General features: G+C 71.8%; 17 protein-coding genes, 1 tRNA gene and 1 pseudogene. 4 read left to right on the forward strand and 15 right to left on the reverse strand.

Features of this window, described 5'->3' with window-relative positions; genetic code table 11:
- Positions 1 to 93 precede the first annotated feature (93 nt).
- The 6 genes from ACWGIU_RS08010 to ACWGIU_RS08035 all read right to left on the reverse strand — a co-directional run bounded on the left by ACWGIU_RS08010 (position 94) and on the right by ACWGIU_RS08035 (position 4,506).
- Positions 94 to 831 carry a carbonic anhydrase gene (locus ACWGIU_RS08010; RefSeq protein ID WP_453703510.1) on the reverse strand — a complete coding sequence of 246 codons (738 nt, stop codon included), beginning with the start codon at positions 829 to 831 and terminating at the stop codon, positions 94 to 96.
- A gap of 61 nt (positions 832 to 892) precedes the next feature.
- The gene (locus tag ACWGIU_RS08015; protein ID WP_453703512.1) at positions 893 to 1,429 is read right to left on the reverse strand and encodes an NADPH-dependent FMN reductase; all 537 of its coding nucleotides are present in this window, start codon (positions 1,427 to 1,429) and stop codon (positions 893 to 895) included.
- Positions 1,429 to 1,644 (reverse strand): hypothetical protein, encoded by a 216-nt coding sequence (locus ACWGIU_RS08020; RefSeq protein ID WP_453703514.1) that lies wholly within the window; start codon positions 1,642 to 1,644, stop codon positions 1,429 to 1,431. The genes ACWGIU_RS08015 and ACWGIU_RS08020 overlap by 1 nt, the downstream gene beginning before the upstream one ends.
- An 81-nt stretch (positions 1,645 to 1,725) precedes the next feature.
- Positions 1,726 to 3,543 carry an ABC transporter ATP-binding protein gene (locus ACWGIU_RS08025; RefSeq protein WP_453703516.1) on the reverse strand — a complete coding sequence of 606 codons (1,818 nt, stop codon included), beginning with the start codon at positions 3,541 to 3,543 and terminating at the stop codon, positions 1,726 to 1,728.
- A gap of 212 nt (positions 3,544 to 3,755) precedes the next feature.
- Positions 3,756 to 3,965, reverse strand: a complete 210-nt coding sequence (locus tag ACWGIU_RS08030) for a hypothetical protein (protein ID WP_453703518.1) — start codon at positions 3,963 to 3,965, stop codon at positions 3,756 to 3,758.
- A complete protein-coding gene (locus ACWGIU_RS08035; RefSeq protein WP_453703520.1) occupies positions 3,925 to 4,506 on the reverse strand; it encodes a TetR/AcrR family transcriptional regulator in 582 nt (193 codons plus the stop codon). Before ACWGIU_RS08035 ends, ACWGIU_RS08030 begins: the two co-directional genes overlap by 41 nt.
- Before the next feature lie 322 nt (positions 4,507 to 4,828).
- On the opposite strand from ACWGIU_RS08035, the gene ACWGIU_RS08040 reads away from it, so the two are divergent.
- Positions 4,829 to 5,998, forward strand: a complete 1,170-nt coding sequence (locus tag ACWGIU_RS08040; RefSeq protein WP_453703522.1) for an agmatine deiminase family protein — start codon at positions 4,829 to 4,831, stop codon at positions 5,996 to 5,998.
- An 83-nt stretch (positions 5,999 to 6,081) separates the two neighbouring features.
- Here ACWGIU_RS08040 and ACWGIU_RS08045 read toward each other — a convergent pair whose 3' ends face one another.
- The gene (locus ACWGIU_RS08045) at positions 6,082 to 7,377 is read right to left on the reverse strand and encodes a DUF5933 domain-containing protein (RefSeq protein WP_453703540.1); all 1,296 of its coding nucleotides are present in this window, start codon (positions 7,375 to 7,377) and stop codon (positions 6,082 to 6,084) included.
- A 361-nt stretch (positions 7,378 to 7,738) separates the two neighbouring features.
- Between ACWGIU_RS08045 and ACWGIU_RS08050 the strand changes: the two genes are divergently transcribed.
- Complete coding sequence (locus ACWGIU_RS08050; RefSeq protein ID WP_453703542.1) at positions 7,739 to 9,226, forward strand: SulP family inorganic anion transporter; 1,488 nt, start codon at positions 7,739 to 7,741, stop codon at positions 9,224 to 9,226.
- Between the two features lie 75 nt (positions 9,227 to 9,301).
- Here ACWGIU_RS08050 and ACWGIU_RS08055 read toward each other — a convergent pair whose 3' ends face one another.
- Together ACWGIU_RS08055 and ACWGIU_RS08060 are read right to left on the reverse strand one after the other, a co-directional pair.
- Positions 9,302 to 9,568 (reverse strand): hypothetical protein, encoded by a 267-nt coding sequence (locus tag ACWGIU_RS08055; RefSeq protein WP_453703524.1) that lies wholly within the window; start codon positions 9,566 to 9,568, stop codon positions 9,302 to 9,304.
- A 498-nt stretch (positions 9,569 to 10,066) separates the two neighbouring features.
- Positions 10,067 to 10,140, reverse strand: a tRNA-Pro gene (locus ACWGIU_RS08060).
- Positions 10,141 to 10,248: 108 nt separating this feature from the next.
- Here ACWGIU_RS08060 and ACWGIU_RS08065 point away from each other — a divergent pair.
- Positions 10,249 to 10,722 (forward strand): DUF309 domain-containing protein, encoded by a 474-nt coding sequence (locus ACWGIU_RS08065; RefSeq protein ID WP_453703526.1) that lies wholly within the window; start codon positions 10,249 to 10,251, stop codon positions 10,720 to 10,722.
- Here ACWGIU_RS08065 and ACWGIU_RS08070 read toward each other — a convergent pair.
- The 4 genes and pseudogenes from ACWGIU_RS08070 to ACWGIU_RS08085 all read right to left on the reverse strand — a co-directional run bounded on the left by ACWGIU_RS08070 (position 10,719) and on the right by ACWGIU_RS08085 (position 13,988).
- A complete protein-coding gene (locus ACWGIU_RS08070; protein ID WP_453703528.1) occupies positions 10,719 to 11,111 on the reverse strand; it encodes a VOC family protein in 393 nt (130 codons plus the stop codon). The genes ACWGIU_RS08065 and ACWGIU_RS08070 overlap by 4 nt on opposite strands.
- A gap of 4 nt (positions 11,112 to 11,115) precedes the next feature.
- Positions 11,116 to 11,757: a LutC/YkgG family protein gene (locus ACWGIU_RS08075; protein WP_453703530.1), complete on the reverse strand. Its 642-nt coding sequence runs from the start codon at positions 11,755 to 11,757 to the stop codon at positions 11,116 to 11,118.
- Positions 11,754 to 13,236, reverse strand: a pseudogene (locus tag ACWGIU_RS08080) (lactate utilization protein B). The gene ACWGIU_RS08075 and the pseudogene ACWGIU_RS08080 overlap by 4 nt, the downstream one beginning before the upstream one ends.
- Positions 13,233 to 13,988, reverse strand: coding sequence for a (Fe-S)-binding protein (locus ACWGIU_RS08085; RefSeq protein WP_453703532.1), 756 nt, complete (start codon positions 13,986 to 13,988; stop codon positions 13,233 to 13,235). The pseudogene ACWGIU_RS08080 and the gene ACWGIU_RS08085 overlap by 4 nt, the downstream one beginning before the upstream one ends.
- 18 nt (positions 13,989 to 14,006) lie before the next feature.
- Here ACWGIU_RS08085 and cobF point away from each other — a divergent pair, with 18 nt between their 5' ends.
- Positions 14,007 to 14,759, forward strand: coding sequence for a precorrin-6A synthase (deacetylating) (gene cobF, locus ACWGIU_RS08090; RefSeq protein ID WP_453703534.1), 753 nt, complete (start codon positions 14,007 to 14,009; stop codon positions 14,757 to 14,759).
- Here the strand turns inward: cobF and ACWGIU_RS08095 are convergent.
- Positions 14,746 to 15,906: an aminotransferase class V-fold PLP-dependent enzyme gene (locus ACWGIU_RS08095; protein ID WP_453703536.1), complete on the reverse strand. Its 1,161-nt coding sequence runs from the start codon at positions 15,904 to 15,906 to the stop codon at positions 14,746 to 14,748. The genes cobF and ACWGIU_RS08095 overlap by 14 nt on opposite strands.
- A gap of 178 nt (positions 15,907 to 16,084) precedes the next feature.
- The coding region (locus ACWGIU_RS08100; RefSeq protein WP_453703538.1) for a glycoside hydrolase family 71 protein at positions 16,085 to 17,538 on the reverse strand (1,454 nt) is incomplete at its 5' end.

Consider the following 17,538-nt stretch of genomic DNA (forward strand, 5'->3'; position numbering starts at 1 on the left):
AAGGCACCCGGGCGGGGAACAATCACCCGGACGTGCGCTTCGGACCTTCCGGCGCTGACGAACTGGGGTTCGTGCCACACCGGAGCCGACAGGTCAGCCGATCCGGCGCACCTGCTGGGTGGTGAGTTCGTAGCGGGCTCCGACGACGGCCAGGCCCCCGGCCGCGACCTTGGCGGCGAACTCCGGTTCCGCGGCGAGCCGCGCCCGCACCAGCCGTACGTTCGCGGTGATCGCCGCGTCGATCCGCGCGGCTCCGCGGAGGGTGCGGTCGATCGCCGGGTGGATCCGGTCGATCAGATACTGCATATGGCCCGGAAGCGGGGCGCCGCCCTGGTCGGCCCGGACGGCCGCGGCGACCGCCCCGCACGACTGGTGGCCCAGGACGACGATCAGCGGGATGCCGAGTTCGAGGACTCCGTAGGCGATGCTGCCGAGCACCGCCTCGTCCAGTACCTCGCCCGCCGACCGGACCGTCAACAGGTCGCCCAGGCCTTGGTCGAAGACCAGCTCCGGGGGGACTCGGGAGTCGACGCAGCCGAGGACGACGGCGAAGGGGTGCTGGCCGCCGACCAGCGTCTGCCGCACGTTCCGCGTCTCGTCGGGGTGCCGCTCGTGCAGGGTGCGCCAGCGCGCGTTCCCCGTCTCCAGTTCCCGGAGGGCGGATGCGGGGGTGGCCGGCCGTACCCTTCCGGGGCCCCCGGCGACGGGGGCCTCCGGGGGGCGGGGGGAACCGGCGACGAGGCCTGCTCCCAGGGCCACCGTGCCGGTCAGTACCACCCGGAGCAGTCGGCGCCGCGCCGGGCCGCCACTCTTTTCCGTATGGATGCTCATATCAGGACAAGCTATGCACATCTGGTCCTGAATCCTGGGTGCCGCTCTCGGGTGGGACCCCTCAGCGGGGCGTCAGCAGCCGTGCGAGCACCGCGCCGAGCTGGTCGCGCACCCCTTCATCGGTGATGATCCCGTCCCCGTCGACCGAGCCCCGGTCCACCGGGACGCGCACGCAGGCCGACTCCACGATGTCCGCGCCGGTGTAGCCGAGTACCGTCCGCAGCGTGGCCTCCGCGCCCCGCCCCCGGCCGGCGGCGGCCGCGTTGACCCAGGCCACGGGCTTGTCGCAGATCTCGGTCCCGCCGACCGTCCAGTCGAGCAGGTTCTTGAACGAGCCGGGCAGGGTGCCCGCGTACTCCGGGGTGCAGATCAGGACCGCAGCCGCCGCGCCGATCACCGCGCGCAGCTCCGCCACCGGCGCCGGCAGCGGGTCGGTGTCGTCGTCGGGGTTGAAGTGCGGCAGGGCGGCCAGGCCCTCGTAGAGCACGGTGCGCACCGGCGCGGGGGCCACGGCCTGCGCGGTGCGCAGGACGGACTCGTTGGAGGAGCCGGTCCGCAGGCTTCCGGACAGCAGAAGGATCAAGGGGGGCGTGGACATCAGGTACCTGCTTCCGAGTGGGTTCGGTCCGCGCCGACGAGCCGGAGCAGGGCGATGCGGTCGGCCCTGTCCGATCCGGGCGGCGGGGTGAAGCCCCCCTCGCGCGGCAGGCCCGCGGTCCGCCGCCGCGTCCCCGCGGCCGGTTCCCCGTCCGGACGCACGCGGTCACGCGAACGGCGGAGGAAGTCGTCGGGATCCCGGCCATCGATCGTCATATTGATCATTCTGCCGGACGGGGCGTAGGGGCTCGCCCTGCGCCGGGCGCTGGGTAGGGCGGGCCACCCTACGGCCCGCGGTCAGCGGAGGTCGGAGCGCGCGGCGGCGGTGTCGTCGAGGAAGCCCCCCGACTGGTGCTGCCACAGCTTCGCGTAGGCACCCTCCGAGGCGAGCAACTCCTGGTGTGTGCCACGCTCGACGATGCGCCCGCGGTCGAGGACGACGAGCTGGTCCATGGTTGCGACCGTACTCAGCCTGTGCGCCACCACGAGGGCCGTCCGGCCCTCCATGAGCCGCCACAGTGCCTCCTGGACGAGGATCTCGCTCTCCGAGTCCAGCGCGCTGGTCGCCTCGTCGAGCAGCAGGATCGGCGCGTCGCGCAGGATCGCCCGGGCGAGCGCGACGCGCTGACGCTGCCCGCCGGACAGCTTGACGCCGCGTTCGCCCACCATGGTGTCGAAGCCGTCCGGCAGGGCGTCGGTGAACTCCGTGACGTGTGCCGCCTCGGCCGCGCGGCGGATATCGGCCTCCGTCGCGTCCGGCCGGGCGAAGGCGATGTTGTCCCGCAGGGTGCGGTGGAACATCGCCGGGTCCTGGGGGACGTAGGCGATCAGGCTGCGCAGGTCGGCCTGGCGCAGTCGGGTGATGTCCTGACCGCCGATCAGGATGCGGCCGCCTTCGATGTCCGTCATGCGCATCAGCAGCCGGGTGAGCGTGGTCTTGCCGCCGCCGGACCGGCCGACGAGGCCGATCTTCGAGCCGCCGGGCACGTGCAGGTCGAGGCTGTCGAAGAGCGGCTTGCCGCCGCCGTGGGCGAAGGTGACCCGTTCGAAGCGGACGTCGGAGGACCCCGACCGCAGCGGCTCGGGCGATGCCGGGTCGAGTACGGTCGGCGGCGTGAGCAGCAGTTCGGTGAACTGCGCCGCCTCCGTCATCGAGCTCTCCAGTCGGCGGTAGATCTGGTTGAACTCGAACATGATGCGTGTCGCGCTGGCGTAGTAGGTGAAGGCGACGATGACCGCCTCCACGCCGTGTTCTCCCCCGCCGAGCGTGACGGCGAGCAGCAGGCCCAGCGCGTTGGTCAGTACGGACATCGGCGCGACCACCGTGTCGATGCGCAGGTTGCCGTAGTCCCAGGAGCGCAGGGTGAGCCGGCGCGACTCCGCGACGCGCGAGCGGTGTTCGGCCGCCTCGCGTTCCTCGGCGGCGAAGGCCCGGACGGTGTCCATGTTCATCAGGCTGTCGGCGACGTGGCCCGACACCCGCGCGATGGCCTCCTCGCGCTGGGCGACGAGTCCTTGGCGGCGCCGGATCAGCGGCGCCACACCCAGCGCGGTCACGGCGATCAGGACCAGGAGTCCGGCGACGAGCAGCGGGTCGTACTGCCACAGCACCACGGAGGCGAACACCAGCGGTACGAAGCTGCCCATGACCGAGAAGGTCAGGGTGTCGACGAACTCTTCGAAGCGGGAGGCGAAGCTCAGCACCCGCTTGGTCAGCGAACCGGCGAAGTTGTCGTGGAAGAACGCGGCGTCCTTGGCGAACAGTTCGTCCATGCCGACGACGTACAGGTGCTCGATGCCGCGGGCGTCGAGGCGGTTGAGGCAGTGCAGGCCGAGGCGCCACAGCGTCTCCGCGAGGAGCAGGACCCCGGCGAAGGCGAGGACGAACGGCAGCATCGCGTCGACGGTGGTGCTGCCACCCCCGGCGATGCGGCCGACGAGCTTGGCGACGATGAGGGGCGCGATGTAGTTGATGCCGATGTTGCCCAGTGCCGGGAGCAGCATCGCGGGTGCGGTCAGCCACCGGAGGCGGGCCAACTCCCGTCCGTAGTAGCGAAGTGCGAGGAGTACCGGGCCCTTGCCCGGTGGACTTGCGGGCGGTTCAGGCGTTCCCATGACAACCCTGTGCGTTCGTGTGCGGGCGGTGTGCAGGAACCGAAGTGTCCCGTGGCTGCCTCCGCGCGGTCCAAGGCTTTTCCAGGATGGCGGTATCCCTTACCGGTTCGTGCCCGGAAACGAAACGGTGGAGGGCCGTTCCGGATCACCCCGGAACGGCCCCCCGATCGCCTGGTCCCCCTGGTCCTCGCCTTGTGCTGTGCGGGTGTCGGTTACGGAACGGGCTGCTGCTGCTGGTGGTGAGTGACGCTATGGATCCCGCCGCCCCCGGTCCCGGGCCGGGCGAGGTCGAGCTGCTCGATGGTGCGGCCGGGGTAGAGCCGGACCAGGGTGGCCTTCGGCGCGGTGTGGGCGCGGGTGTCGCCGCAGTGGGCGGTGACGTCAGCCCTGCCCGAGCCCGGCCAGCTCGGCCTCGATGGCACCCCGCATCAGCTCGCGCGCGTGGTCGATCGTGACGCCGCCGCTCAGCCAGCGCATGCTCAGACCCTCCAGCAGGGCGGTGAGCCGCTCGGCGACAGCGGCCAGGGCGGAGGCCGGCGCCGTCGGCCGGACCTGGCCCAGCAGGGCGGCCACCTCCTGGACCCACACCAGGGTCGCCCGCGCCAGGTCCTCGCGCAGGACCTCGTCGAAGACGGCGCTCGCGCGCAGTTCGCCCCAGGCCGAGCTGTTCTCCCGTACCTCCACGGTGTCCTGGAGCTCCAGCAGGAGGGTCTCCTCCAGCTCTTCGCGCGGGGTTTGCGGCGGGTCGTCCGGGTCGCGGTCGGTGGTGTAGCGCTCGGCGCGGTCGTTGATGAACTCCAGCGTCTGGCGCAGGACGCCCGTGCGGTCCTTGAAGTGGTAGTAGATCAGGGCGGTGGAGACGCCGGCCTCGGCCGCGAGTTCCTCTACGCGCAGCCCGCGCACACCGCGCCGGGCGATCACCCGGGCGGCGGCTTCGAGGATCTGAGTACTACGAGACGACATGCTCCGCACCCTACCGGGGTGATCGGGTGCGTATGTGCGCGGCCCGTCACCAGGAGTGCCGGTCGGCGCGGGGGCCGCGCCGCGCGGGCGGGACCGGCCGCGCCGGCCGGGTGGGACCGGGTGGCGCAGTGGATTCCGCCGCCGCCGGAGGCGATGCCGTCGATCGGGAGCTGCTCGACGCGGCAGTCGATTGACTGAAATTTCAGTCAGTGCAACAGTGGACGACGTCCGGGCCATAGTACTTACCCCTGCGAACCGGATGTTCTCGGTGCATAAGCATGCAAGCGCGCACCCTTTGTACAGGGCCGATCGGAGTTCCCTCGTGTCGTTCGCTCTCCCCACCCGCCGGTCCGTCTTCCGTACCTTCGCCGGGATCGGCACCGCTGTCTTCGGTGCGGCTGCCTGCGGTCCCGCCGAGTCGGGCCGGCGCCACGGCGCCGGCGGCTCCCCCGAGCCCGCCGCCGAGCCCGCCGCTGACGGAAAGCGCCGGTTCGGTGCCGAGTGGGAGAGCCACACCCGCACCTTCATGTCCTGGCCGGCCCTCGCCTCGGTCTGGGAGCAGGACCTGCCCTACGTACGCGAGGACATCGCGCGGATCGCGCGGGCCGTCGGCGGCTACGAAGAAGTGATCATGATGGCCCGGCCCGACCAGGTGACCGCGGCCCGGAAGGCCTGCGGCTCCGACGTCGAGGTGATTCCCCTGGCCGTCGACGACCTGTGGGCCCGCGACACCGTTCCTGTGTTCGTCGAAGAGGGCACCGAGGTCGTCGGCGTCGACTTCAACTTCAACGGCTGGGGCAACAAGCAGGAGCACACGAACGACGCCGAGGTCGGGCGCCTGCTGCTGCGGCAGTACCAGATCCCCCGGGTCCAGGCCCCGCTCGTCGCCGAGGGCGGCTCCTTCGAGACCGACGGTGAGGGCACCTTGATGGTCACCGAGAGCTCGATCGTCAACGACAACCGCAACAAGGGGAAGTCCCGGGACTCCATCGAGGCCGAGCTCAAGCAGACCCTGGGCGTCCAGAAGGTCATCTGGCCGGCCGGCGTGCGCGGCGAGGACATCACCGACGCGCACGTGGACAGCCTCGTACGCTTTACCGCCCCCGGGGTGGTCCTGCTGGACCGCGCCCACCCCGGCACTCCGCCGGACTCCTGGTCCCGCTCCGCCGACCAGGCGAAGTCCGTCCTGTCGACGTCGACGGACGCCCGTGGCCGCCGTTTCGAGGTCATCGACCTGCCGCAGCCCGACCTGAACCGGATCACGGGCGAGGGAGACGACTTCGTCTGCACCTACGCCAATTTCTACGTCGCCAACGACTCGGTGTTCATGCCCCGGTTCGGGGACCGCAAGGCGGACGACCGCGCCCGCGGCATCCTGCGGGAGCACTTCCCCAAGCGGGACGTCGTCATGGTGAAGATCGACACGATCGCCTCGGGCGGCGGCGGCATCCACTGCTCGACGCACGACCAGCCCGGCAAGCCCGCCGCCTGACCCCGCCGCAGCCACGCCCCCGCACCACCGGAGCCACCTTCGGCGGGGACGGCGGAGTCGGCCGGTCGCGGCGCACCGCGCACTCACACCAGTTCGGGCTGCTGTTCGCGTCGTGGTTCCGGCACCCGCGCCCCCGCCGCGGCCGCGTCCTCCCGTTCCCACAGCCTGGTGGTCCGTACGTAGCCGTAGATCACCGAACCCATCGCCAGGAGGAGCAGCGGACCGAACACCCATGGGTACGCGGCCAGCTGCGTCGACAGATAGCGGTACGAGACCAGGTACGCGGCGAACACCGCGAAGCCGTAGCCGGTCAGCACCATGCCGGGCCGGTCCCAGCCGCGGGCGAGCGAGCGCAGTGCCGTCTCGATCGTGACCGTGAACACCACGCCGGCGATGATGTCCGCGCCGTAGTGGTAGCCGAAGCCCAGCGTCGCGCCGAGCGTGGCGATCAGCCAGAAGGTGCCCGCGTAGCGCAGGGCCCGGGGGGCCTTGCGGGAATGGATGAAGATCGCGGTGGCCCACGCCGTGTGCAGGCTGGGCATGCAGTTACGCGGGGTGAACTCGTCGAAGGGCATCGGGCCGGGGGCGCCGAGCGGTGGCGGCGTGTTCGGCCACAGGTCGGCCACCGCCCACTGCCCGCCGTCGGCACCGTAGGCGAAGATCGGCCCGACCACCGGGAAGATCATGTAGATGCCCGGGCCCAGCAGGCCGATGACCAGGAAGGTCCGCACCAGATGGTGGCTCGGGAAGCGGCGCAGGGCCGCCACGTGGCGCAGCTGGTACAGCGCGACGGCGACCGCGGCCACCGCGAGCTGGATGTAGACGAACTCAAGGACACGGAAGCCGACCGTGCCGGTGGCCTCGACGATCCGGCCCGCCACCCACGACGGGTTGCCCAGCGCGTGATCGGCGGTCGCGACGTACTGGTCGAGCACCGTCGGGCGGGACTTGGACGTGATGAACAGCCAGGTGTAGCCGGTCTTGCGGCCGGTCACCAGCAGCAAGGCCAGCCCGACGCCTTTGAGCAGCAGCAGCCGCTCCCGGCCGGTGCGGCGCGTGACGGCGATGACGGCCCAGGCCAGGGTCACCCACAGCGCGCCGGTGCCGAACATCATCTGGGCGCCGACCGCCCACCGCACGAGCCAGAAGACGAGGTCGATGCCGATCGCGGCGGCCAGCCCGATGAACCGCTGTCGCCAGGTGAGCACCACCATCATCAGCGCCATGCTGGCGTACAGCACGGTCCCCGACTTGGGGGCGAAGATCACCTCTCGTGCCTGGGCGGTGATCGGGCCCGGTACGTCGTACCAGCGGGCGGCCAGCTCCAGTGCGACGAGGAACCCGACGGCGATCACGCTCACCGCGGCCCACAGCAGGATTCGTGGTCGAGGTCGCGCGGCGGGGCGAGCGCCCTCGCCTATTCGAGAAAGAACCCGCGATATCGTAGATGTCAATTTCCGGCCGCTTATCGTGGTCCAACGTGAACATTGTCAGATCGAACATGTTAACGGAGTGGGCAGGTTTGATTGAGCGTGGGTGCACCGAACGGTTCGCCCTGGCGCCTGCGGTGGCCGGCGTGACCTGAGCGGAGAATTCGATTCCGCCGGGTGCCGAAGTCCCACGAGCGCGGGGCGGGCGCCACGGGAGCGCGCTGTACCTTGGGCCGTTCCGTCCCCCGTCCCCGTCCCCCGTCCCCCGTACGCCCGCCAGACAGGTCTGCTCCCCTTGCCTCACTCCGTTGTGTCCATATCCGCGCGGCTGCGCGGCTTCCGCCCGTCCTGGCTCTCGCCGAAGGTGCTGCGCACCGAGGTGCTGGGCGGGCTGGTGGTCGCTCTGGCGCTGATCCCGGAGGCGATCTCGTTCTCGATCATCGCCGGGGTGGATCCGGCGATCGGCCTGTTCGCCTCATTCACCATGGCCGTCACCATCTCCGTGGTCGGCGGGCGGCCCGCGATGATCTCCGCCGCCACCGGTGCGGTGGCCCTGGTCATCGCACCGCTGAACCGGGAGCACGGGTTCGGGTATCTGGTGGCCGCGGTCATCCTGGCCGGGGTGTTCCAGATCGTGCTCGGTGCGCTGGGTGTGGGCAAGCTCATGCGGTTCATCCCGCGCTCGGTGATGGTCGGCTTCGTCAACTCGCTCGCCATCCTGGTCTTCATGGCCCAGGTGCCGGAGCTGCGGAACGTGCCGTGGGCCGTCTACCCGCTGCTGGCGGCCGGACTGGCGCTCATGGTGCTGTTCCCGAGGATCACCACCGCCGTTCCGGCCCCGCTGGTGGCGATCGTCATCCTCACGGTGATCACCGTCGCCGCCGGCATCGCGGTACCGACCGTCGGGGACAAGGGCGCGCTGCCCTCCTCGCTCCCCAGGCCCGGACTGCCCGACGTGCCGTTCACGCTCGACACACTGACCACGGTCGCCCCGTACGCCTTCGCCATGGCACTCGTCGGACTGATGGAGTCCCTGATGACCGCGAAGCTGGTCGACGAGATCACCGACACCCGGTCCTCCAAGACCCGGGAGTCCATCGGACAGGGCGTCGCGAACATCGTGACCGGCTTCCTCGGGGGCATGGGCGGCTGCGCGATGATCGGCCAGACCATGATCAACGTGAAGGTCTCCGGCGCCCGGACCCGGCTTTCCACCTTCCTCGCGGGCGTGTTCCTGATGGTGTTGTGCATCGTCTTCGGCCCGGTCGTCTCCGACATCCCGATGGCGGCCCTGGTCGCCGTCATGGTCATGGTCTGCTTCGCGACCTTCGACTGGCATTCCGTCGCGCCCGCGACGCTGAGGCGGATGCCTGCGGGCGAGCTCACCGTCATGGCGGTGACCGTGGCCTGCGTGGTCACCACCCACAACCTCGCCGTGGGCGTCGTGGCGGGATCCGTCACGGCGGTGGTCGTCTTCGCCAAGCGAGTCGCCACGCTCGCCGATGTCACAGCGGTCACGGACGCGGACGGCGGCCGGGTCGTCTACACCGTCACGGGAGAGCTGTTCTTCGCCTTCTCCAATGAGCTCGTGGGCCGCTTCGACTACGCCGGCGACCCCGACGCGGTCGTCATCGACCTGTCCGGCGCGCACATCTGGGACGCCTCCTCGGTCGCCGCACTGGACGCGATCGAGCACCGGTACGCACAGCGCGGCAAGAGCGTCCGGATCACGGGCCTGAACGAGCCCAGCGCCCGTTTGCACCAGACCCTGAGTGGCGAACTCGCCGCCACCGGCTGACACGGATCTTCGGGCTGTTCGGGATTTCCGGGAGTCGGACGACACGCCTGACGGGGATGACACCCGGCGTCGGCGTCAGTCGCTGCTCGCGATCTTGCCGTTCGCCGGGACGGGCTCCGGAGACGTCGCCGACGTGCTCGCGGTGAGGCTCTTGAGGAGCGGGGGCAGGTCGACGCCCGTGGGTGAGCTGAGCGGTTCCATGCCCTGGGCGATGTTCTCGGCGGCGGTGCGGGACAGCCACTTCGCGCCGTCGGTGGAGATGACGGCCAACCTGTCGATGGCGCTGAGCGGTTCGGCCGCCTTGGCGGCCATCCGCGGCAGCACTCCGACCATCTGGATCATCGCCGCGTCCAGATCGCGAAGAGCCCGCACAACGGCAGACGGCAGACCCGCCACGCGCCTCCCCTCCCAGGTCAAGAGCCGTCAAAGCCCCACCCGAGTCTCCGCTTCCCCGACGAACTTGTGCTCACCCGGCTGCGAGTCATCCAGACCCACGCGGCTCGCCCTCGCCCAGCACCACGGCGTCAGCCGCACGCAGCTGTGGCGCTCGCTGATCGCGCTCTGACCGGCGGCGGCCGGCGGGGAGTGCAAGATCGCCGGACACGGCTCACTGACCACCACCGAGCGCTACCTGCACCCCGACGCCGGCCAGATCACGGCAGCTGGTGCCACACTGTCGGCGCACCTCATGGTGCTCCGTGCACTTCGTTCGCTGCCACTCACGGCAATGGTCGCGGTCTCATCCGCTCGGACCGGCTCGGTTTCCGACTGGTCCCCCAAAACGACCTGAGGCCGTATCGGATGCATCCGATACGGCCTCTGACCTGCGACTTAAAAAAGTCGGGACGACAGGATTTGAACCTGCGACCCCTTGACCCCCAGTCAAGTGCGCTACCAAGCTGCGCCACGTCCCGTTGTGCCTGCGACCTGGGGTTTCCCCCTGCCCGGCGGCACATGCAGAACATTACCCCACGCCGAGGGGTGTGCATGCACGGGTAATCGGCGAGGGGGAGGATGGGGTCGTGAACGCACGGGATCGGGATGTCGACGGGCGGGCGCGCAGTGCGCGGCCCAGGGATGGGCTGGGGCGGCCGCTCGCCTACGGGGTGGCCGGGGTGGAGCGGCAGGCCGAGGGGGTGGTGCGCTCCCCCGGGGAAACCCTGCGGGAGGCGCAGCGGCTGTTGGACGCCGGGATGCCGTTCCACGCGCACGAGGTGTTCGAGGACGCCTGGAAGTCGGGGCCCGAGGCTGCGGCCCCGCTCTGGCGGGGGCTCGCGCAGCTCGCCGTCGGTTTGACGCACGCCGCGCGCGGCAACATGGTCGGCGGGGCGCGGCTGCTGCGGCGCGGGGTCGCCGGGATCGAGGGGCTGGACGGGGGCCCGTACGGGGTCGACGTGCCGGGCCTGGTCCGCTGGGCCGGGGAGCTGGCCGACCGGGTGGCGGCCGGGAGCCCGGCCGTCGATGCCGCGCGGGAGGCGCCGAGGCTGGGGGGTTAGGCGGCGGGCTGGAGGAGGTCCCAGCGGTTGCCGTACAGATCTTCGAAGACGGCGACGGAGCCGTACGCCTCATGGCGCGGCTCCTCCAGGAAGCGGACGCCTTCGGCGGTCATCCGGGCGTGCTCGCGGGCGAAGTCGTCGGTGTGGAGGAAGTGACCGACGCGGCCGCCGGTCTGGTCGCCGACGCGGGAGCGCTGGGCGTCGTCCTTGGCCCGGGCCAGGAGGAGCGCGGATTCCGTGGCGCCCGGCGGGCGGACCACGACCCAGCGGGAGCCGTCGGGGCGTGCGGTGTCCTCGGCGAGGTCGAAGCCGAGGGCGCGGGTGTAGAAGTCGATGGCCTCGTCGTAGTCGCGGACGAGGAGGGCCGTGAGGGCGATGTGCGATGGCATGCCCTCATTGTGTCCCGGGCGCCGCCGCCAGCAGGATCACGTCCAGTCGGCGGGGGCCGTGGACGCCCTCCACCCGGTCGAGTTCGATGTCGCTGGTGGCGGAGGGGCCGGAGATCCAGGTCAGGGGGCGGGTGGGGTCGAGGAGGGGCAGGGCCTGCGGGACGGAGTCCACCACCTGGTCCGGGACCCGGATCACACAGATGTGGTGGTCCGGGATCAGGGTGATGCGGCGCCGGCCCTGGTCGGGGCCGCCGTCGAGGACGATCGTGCCGGTCTCGGCGACGGCCAGGGCGCAGCCGGTGACCACGCTGTCGACCCGGTCCAGTTCGTACGGGGTGGAGGCCTCCCGGTCGGGTACGCGGGTGGGACCCCCGGCCGGGAGCCAGTGCGGGGGCAGGCCGGGCGGGACGAGCACCGACCGGGCGCCCCGCTCGGCGAGCAGCCGCGTCAGCAGTGCGGGGAGTTCCCGCCCGTCGGTGCGGTGGACGACGGCCCGGTACTCGGTGAGGTGGGCGGCGAGCAGGTCCACCCGCTCCGCCGGGGTGCGGACGCCGTGGACGTGGAGGTAGTCACGGGGGATCTCCGCGGCGGGGCCGTCGGGCAGCGCCCGGCGGATCCGGCCCAGGATGCGGTCCTTGCTGCTCATCGCGGGGTGCTCCGTTCCCGGGCCCACCAGTCGCGGAAGGACTGCGGCGCCACGGTGGGCAGTTCGCGGCTGTCGGTCCAGGCCCGGCCGGCCCCGGGGAGCCGCCGGGGGGCCAGCCGGCGGGCCCTGGCCAGCAGGCGCTCCCCCGCGCGCAGGGCCCCCGGGTGGTCCAGGAGCAGCCGGGCGGCGCGCATGGCGGCCCGCTCGGCGGTGTGGCCGTCGGCGGGGCGGAGGGTGACGCGGATGCCGTCGCGGGTCACCGGGCCGCCCTGGACGACCCGTTCGCGGAGGTGGACGAGGACCTCGGGAATGTCGATGGCTACCGGGCAGACCTGGTAGCAGGCTCCGCACAGGGTGGAGGCGTAGGGCAGTGAGGCGTCGATCTCACTTCCGGTGCCGCGGAGTTGGGGGCTGAGGATGGCGCCGATGGGGCCGGGGTAGACGGAGCCGTAGGCGTGGCCGCCGGCGCGTTCGTAGACCGGGCAGACGTTGAGGCAGGCGGAGCAGCGGATGCAGCGCAGGGCCTGCCGGCCGGTCTCGTCGGCGAGGGTGTCGGTGCGGCCGTTGTCGAGGAGGACGAGATGGAAGGCGGCGGGCCCGTCACCGTCCGCCCCTCCCGACGGGCCCAGCCCGGTCCACATCGTCGTGTACGGGTTCATCCGTTCGGCCGTCGAGGAGCGGGGCAGTGTCTGGAGGAAGATCTCCAGGTCGCGGAAGGTCGGGACGACCTTCTCGATGCCGACGACGGAAATCAGGGTCTCGGGCAGGGTGAGGCATCCGGCCGTTCCCCTCGGACTCCAGGACGACCATCGTGCCGGTCTCGGCGATCATGAAGTTGGCCCCGGAGACGGCGACCTTGGCGCGCAGGAACTTCTCGCGCAGGTGCAGGCGCGCCGCCTCGGCGAGTTCCCGGGGGTCGTCGCCGAGCGGTGCGGGCGCCGGCCGTCCCCACCGGCGCATCTCGGTGCGGAAGATGTCGCGGATCTCGGCCCGGTTGCGGTGGATGGCCGGGACCAGGATGTGGGAGGGGCGGTCGTGACCGAGCTGCACGATGAGTTCGGCCAGGTCGGTCTCGTACGCGGCGATCCCGGCGGCCTCCAGGGCCTCGTTGAGTCCGATCTCCTGGGTGGCCATGGACTTGACCTTGACGACCTCGCGCTCGCCGGTGGCACGGACCAGTTGCGTGACGATCCGGTTGGCCTCGTCGGCGTCTGCGGCCCAGTGCACGGTGCCACCGGCCGCTGTGACCGCTTCCTCCAACTGGAGCAGGTAGCGGTCGAGATGGCGCAGCGTGTGGTCCTTGACGGCCTTGCCCGCGGCGCGCAGCCGGTCCCAGTCGGCGAGCTCGGCGACGGCCCGTGCGCGTTTGTCGCGGATGGTGTGCGTGGCGTGCCGGAGGTTGGCGCGCAGCACCTCGTCCCGTACGGCTTCGCGGGCCGCCTCGGGAAAGGCGGGCATGCCCAGGTACGTGCCCGTCATGACAGCGGTTCCTCCTCGGTGGCGGCCAGGATCTCGGCGAGGTGCAGGGCCCGCATCGGGCTGTCCGCGCGGCGGAGCAGGCCGCCCAGGTGGGCGAGGCAGGAGTTGTCGGCGCCGCACAGCACCTGGGCGCCGGTGCCGGCCGCTGCCGTGATCTTGTCGGTGCCCATGGCGGTCGAGACGTCCGGGTTCTTGACGGCGAAGGTGCCGCCGAAGCCGCAGCACTCCTCGGCGCCCGGCAGCTCGACCAGGTCCAGGCCCCTGACCGCGGCCAGCAGTCGCCGCGGCCGGTCCGCGAGTCCCAGGCCGCGCAGGCCGTGACAGGAGGGGTGGTAGGTGACGGTGTGCGGGAAGTACGCGCCTACGTCGGTCACCCCGAGCACGTCGACCAGGAACTCGGTCAGCTCGTACACGCGCGGCGCGAGCGCGGCGGCCGCCTCGGCGAGCTCGCTTCCGCGCCCCTCCGCCGCCGCCTTCCGGCCGATGCGCGGGTAGTGCTCGCGGATCATCGCGGCGCAGGATCCGGAGGGGGTGACCACGTATGCGTGTCCCGCGAAGGCCCGCGCGGTGCGCCGCATCAGCGGTTCGGTCTCGTACCGGTAGCCGGTGTTGTACTGCGGCTGCCCGCAGCAGCTCTGGGCCGCCGGGAAGTCCACACCGACCCCGAGCCGCTCCAGGAGGCGTACGACGGCGATGCCGGTCCGCGGGTAGAGCGCGTCATTGACGCAGGTGACGAACAGGGCGGCTCGCATGATGGGCACAATAGCCCGGTGAAGAAGTTCTCAGTGATCGGCATAGGCGCGGGCGACCCGGACCATCTGACCCTCCAGGCGGTCAGGGCGATCGGCGCGGCGGACGCATTCCTCATCCTGGAGAAGGGCGAGGAGAAGGCGGATCTGACCGGGCTGCGGCGCGCGATGCTCGACGCGCACGCCCGTCCCGGCCACCGGCTGGTGGAGGGCCGCGACCCGGACCGGGACCGGACGCCCGCCGACTACACCCCGACGGTGGACGGCTGGCGCAGTGCGCGGGCCGAGCTCTTCGAGCGTTTCATCGCGGAGGATCTGGCGGACGGCGAGACCGGGGCGTTCCTGGTCTGGGGCGATCCCTCCCTCTACGACTCCACGCTCGCGATCCTCGACGAGGTGCTGGAGCACGGCCGGGTGGCCTTCGAGCACGAGGTCGTGCCCGGCATCAGCAGCATCTCGGCACTGCTGGCGCGGCACCGGACCAACCTGAACCGGGTCGGGCGTCCCGTCCAGATCACCACCGGGCGCAGGCTGGCCGAGGCCTGGCCGCAGGACGTGGACGACGTGGTGGTGATGCTGGACGCGCGGCACGCCTTCACCGCCCACCTGGACCAGGACCTCTTCATCTACTGGGGGGCCTACGTCGGCACCCCGGACGAGATCCTGGTCTCGGGCAGGCTCGCGGAGGTCGCCGGGCGGATCGAGGAACTGCGCACCGAGGCCCGCGCCCGCAAGGGCTGGATCATGGACACGTACTTGCTCAGGCGGGGCTGAGGTAGGGCGGCAGGACGGCGGCGAGGCGTTCGTACTCCTCGGGTCGGTTGTAGATCTGGCCGCAGACACGGATGCCGCCGCCGCCCGGCCAGGGCCAGATCAGCACCCGGATGCCCTGCTCGGCAGCGATCCGCTCACGCAGCTCGCGGGCCCCGTCCGGGGTCTCGGCGACCCCGGGCGGCAGGCGCAGGGTGCGCATGGCGAGGGCCTCGCCGTGCGGGAGCGGGGTGAGCCCCGGGAGCTCGGAGAGCAGGGCCGCGCCGTGGGCGGCCAGCGCGCTGTTGTGGGCCCGGACCTTGGCCGCGTCGAGGCGTTCGAGGAGGTCGAGCCCGTCGGGGGCGGCGAGCCAGCCGGTGTAGTCGGCGGTGGCGCGGTTCTCGACGGAACGCGGGAAACCGTGCTGGTCCTCCCAGGACGGTACGAGGGCCCGGATCCGGCGGCGGTGCTGCGGGGCGACGGCCAGGACGGCGCTGCCGGACGGCGCGTAGCCCCATTTGTGGAGGTTGCCGAACCAGAAGTCGGCGCCGCCCGCGAGGGGGTCGGCGAGCATGCCCGGGGCGTGGGCGCCGTCGACCACGGTGGTGATCCCACGGGCGCGCAGGTCCGCGAGGAGCCTGGGCGAGGCGATGATCCGGGCGGTGGGCGAGCTGACGTGGTCGAGTACGGCCACCCTCGTACGGGGGGTCAGTGCGGCCAGCACGGTCTCCCGTACGGCGTCCTCGTCGGGCAGGTCTGGGTCCAGGGCCACCGTGGTGACGGGGGCGCGGCGGGCGGCGGCCGCGACGACGGTGCCGTAGCCGTGGTCGGTGACCAGGATCTCGTCGCCGTCGGCGAGCGGGACGGCGTCCAGGGCGAGGTTGGCGCCCTCGGTGGCGTTGGCGATGAAGGCGATCCCGTCGGGGTCGGCGCCGAGGTGCGCGGCGATCCGGGTACGGGCCCCGGCGAGGCGGTCGGGGACGGCGGCGAAGAAGGCGTCGGGGTCGGCGTGGACCTCGGCGCGGAGTGCGGACTGGGCCTCCTGGACGGGGACGGGCACCGCGCCGAAGGAGCCGTGGTTCAGATGGGCGACGCGGGGGTCCAGGCGGAACAGGGCGGGCCCGCCGGGGAACTCCTGGGCGGACCCGGCGGGACGTAGCGGCTCGGTCACTGCTCCTCCTGGGGCGCGGCGCGGCTGTCCTGCGGATCATCTCCCGCCGTGCTCGGCTCCGGTAGACCACCACCGCCGCCGCCGAAGGCACGGCGCCCGTCCGAGCGGCTCGCGCACGGCGGGGCCGTGCGCGGCGCGCCGGCCCGGGCGGAGCAGGGCGGGGATGTCTGTCACAGGACTAGGAGGCCCGGCCGCTGGTCGCCGCGTAGTACTGGAGGTCCTGCACCTCCACCTTGTGGTCCACCCGGTACGGCAGGTCGACCTTCACCCCGGCCTTCCCGTCCCGGACGACCTGCGCCGAGCTGGTACCCGCCTTCAGCGGCAGCAGCTGCGAGTGGATCCCGGCGGGAGCCTCGTAACTGCCGCCCACGGGGCCGACGGTCGTGCGGACGGATCCGGCCCCGGTGAGGAAGCTGAGCACCTCCACCTTGTCCTGGGGCGGGGCGCTCCCCTTGCGGAGCGACATCACCAGCGACTGGTCACCCGTCGGGTCGGCGTCAGCGAACTGCGTGCGCGCGGAGAGGTAGAGGGTGTCGCGGACGATTTTCGGCCAGCTGCCCGTCTTGAACTTGGTGAGGTAGTACGAGGTCAGGTCCAGATACGCGTGGCCGTTGTGCAGGGAGGGTGCGAACTGGCTGCCCTCCGAGTAGTCGTTCCAGGTGGTGAGCTGCACCCAGTCGGCGCCGTCGTCGATGGCGTGCGTCCAGGTGGAGCGCAGGGTCGCGGTGTTTCCCGCCTCGTCGTAGATGCCCTGGTTGGGGCGCGCGTCCTGGACCGACACCGGCTGCATCCAGATCTTGCCCATGTCGTGGGCCCGCTGGACGTCGCGTGTGGAACTCTCCTGGCCGACGTAGCTGCGGCTGCCCCACTCGGAGAAGCCGTGGCTGATCGGGGCGAACTCGCCGCTGTGGGCGCCGAAGTCGAGGAAGAGCGGGACGAAAGCGGTGCGGATGCCGTGCTCGGACTTCAGGAGGGCGATGACCTCGGTCCACCAGGTGACGCTCTTCTCCTCCGCCTTGAAGGGGGAGACCACGAGGCGCCCGTCGGGGAGCCGGTGCGCGGCGGAGGCGTCGGCGAGGGTGGCGAGCGCCTCGGCGAGCACGGCGGGGTCGTCGGTCCTCAGGGAGGTCATGTCCGGCATCAGCAGGATCTTGAAGGCCGGGTCCACCGAACGGGCGGCCGCCATCAGCAGGTTGCTGCGGTCCCAGTTCTTGCCGGAGAGGGAGAGCAGGTCGAGGGTGAAGCCGTCGATGCCCGCCGCGCGGGCCGTGCGCACCTCCTGCTGGAGGTTGGCGTACTCCCAGTCGCCGCTCTTGGGGGGCACGGGCAGCGGTCGGTCGCGCAGCAGGCCGCCGTAGCGGCCGTGCTTCCCGCTCTCGCCTTCGGGGTTCAGGTAGTTGCGGGTGTAGTAGTCCCGGTCCGCGGCCGCGTTGTCGAGGGAGAGCGGGTAGGGGGTGAAGTAGTGGGCGAACACCAGCTTCTTGCCCGCCGCGCCCGAGCGCAGGGCGGCCGGCGCGGGCATGTCGAAGGGCAGTGCTGCGGTGGGGCGTTCGGCGCCGGAGTCCACCGCGTCCTTGGGGTTGCCCTTGGCGGCCGCGCCCTCGGTGGGCGCCGGCTCGGCGGGTGCCGGGG

The sequence above is a fragment of the Streptomyces sp. NPDC054840 genome, assembly GCF_053611065.1.

Coding starts and splice junctions, on each gene's coding strand:
- ACWGIU_RS08010 (WP_453703510.1), bottom strand. CDS start 831: ATGAGCATCCATACGGAAAAGAGTGGCGGCCCGGCGCGGCGCCGACTG.
- ACWGIU_RS08015 (WP_453703512.1), bottom strand. CDS start 1,429: ATGTCCACGCCCCCCTTGATCCTTCTGCTGTCCGGAAGCCTGCGGACC.
- ACWGIU_RS08020 (WP_453703514.1), bottom strand. CDS start 1,644: ATGACGATCGATGGCCGGGATCCCGACGACTTCCTCCGCCGTTCGCGT.
- ACWGIU_RS08025 (WP_453703516.1), bottom strand. CDS start 3,543: ATGGGAACGCCTGAACCGCCCGCAAGTCCACCGGGCAAGGGCCCGGTA.
- ACWGIU_RS08035 (WP_453703520.1), bottom strand. CDS start 4,506: ATGTCGTCTCGTAGTACTCAGATCCTCGAAGCCGCCGCCCGGGTGATC.
- ACWGIU_RS08055 (WP_453703524.1), bottom strand. CDS start 9,568: ATGATCCAGATGGTCGGAGTGCTGCCGCGGATGGCCGCCAAGGCGGCC.
- ACWGIU_RS08070 (WP_453703528.1), bottom strand. CDS start 11,111: ATGCCATCGCACATCGCCCTCACGGCCCTCCTCGTCCGCGACTACGAC.
- ACWGIU_RS08075 (WP_453703530.1), bottom strand. CDS start 11,757: ATGAGCAGCAAGGACCGCATCCTGGGCCGGATCCGCCGGGCGCTGCCC.
- ACWGIU_RS08085 (WP_453703532.1), bottom strand. CDS start 13,988: ATGCGAGCCGCCCTGTTCGTCACCTGCGTCAATGACGCGCTCTACCCG.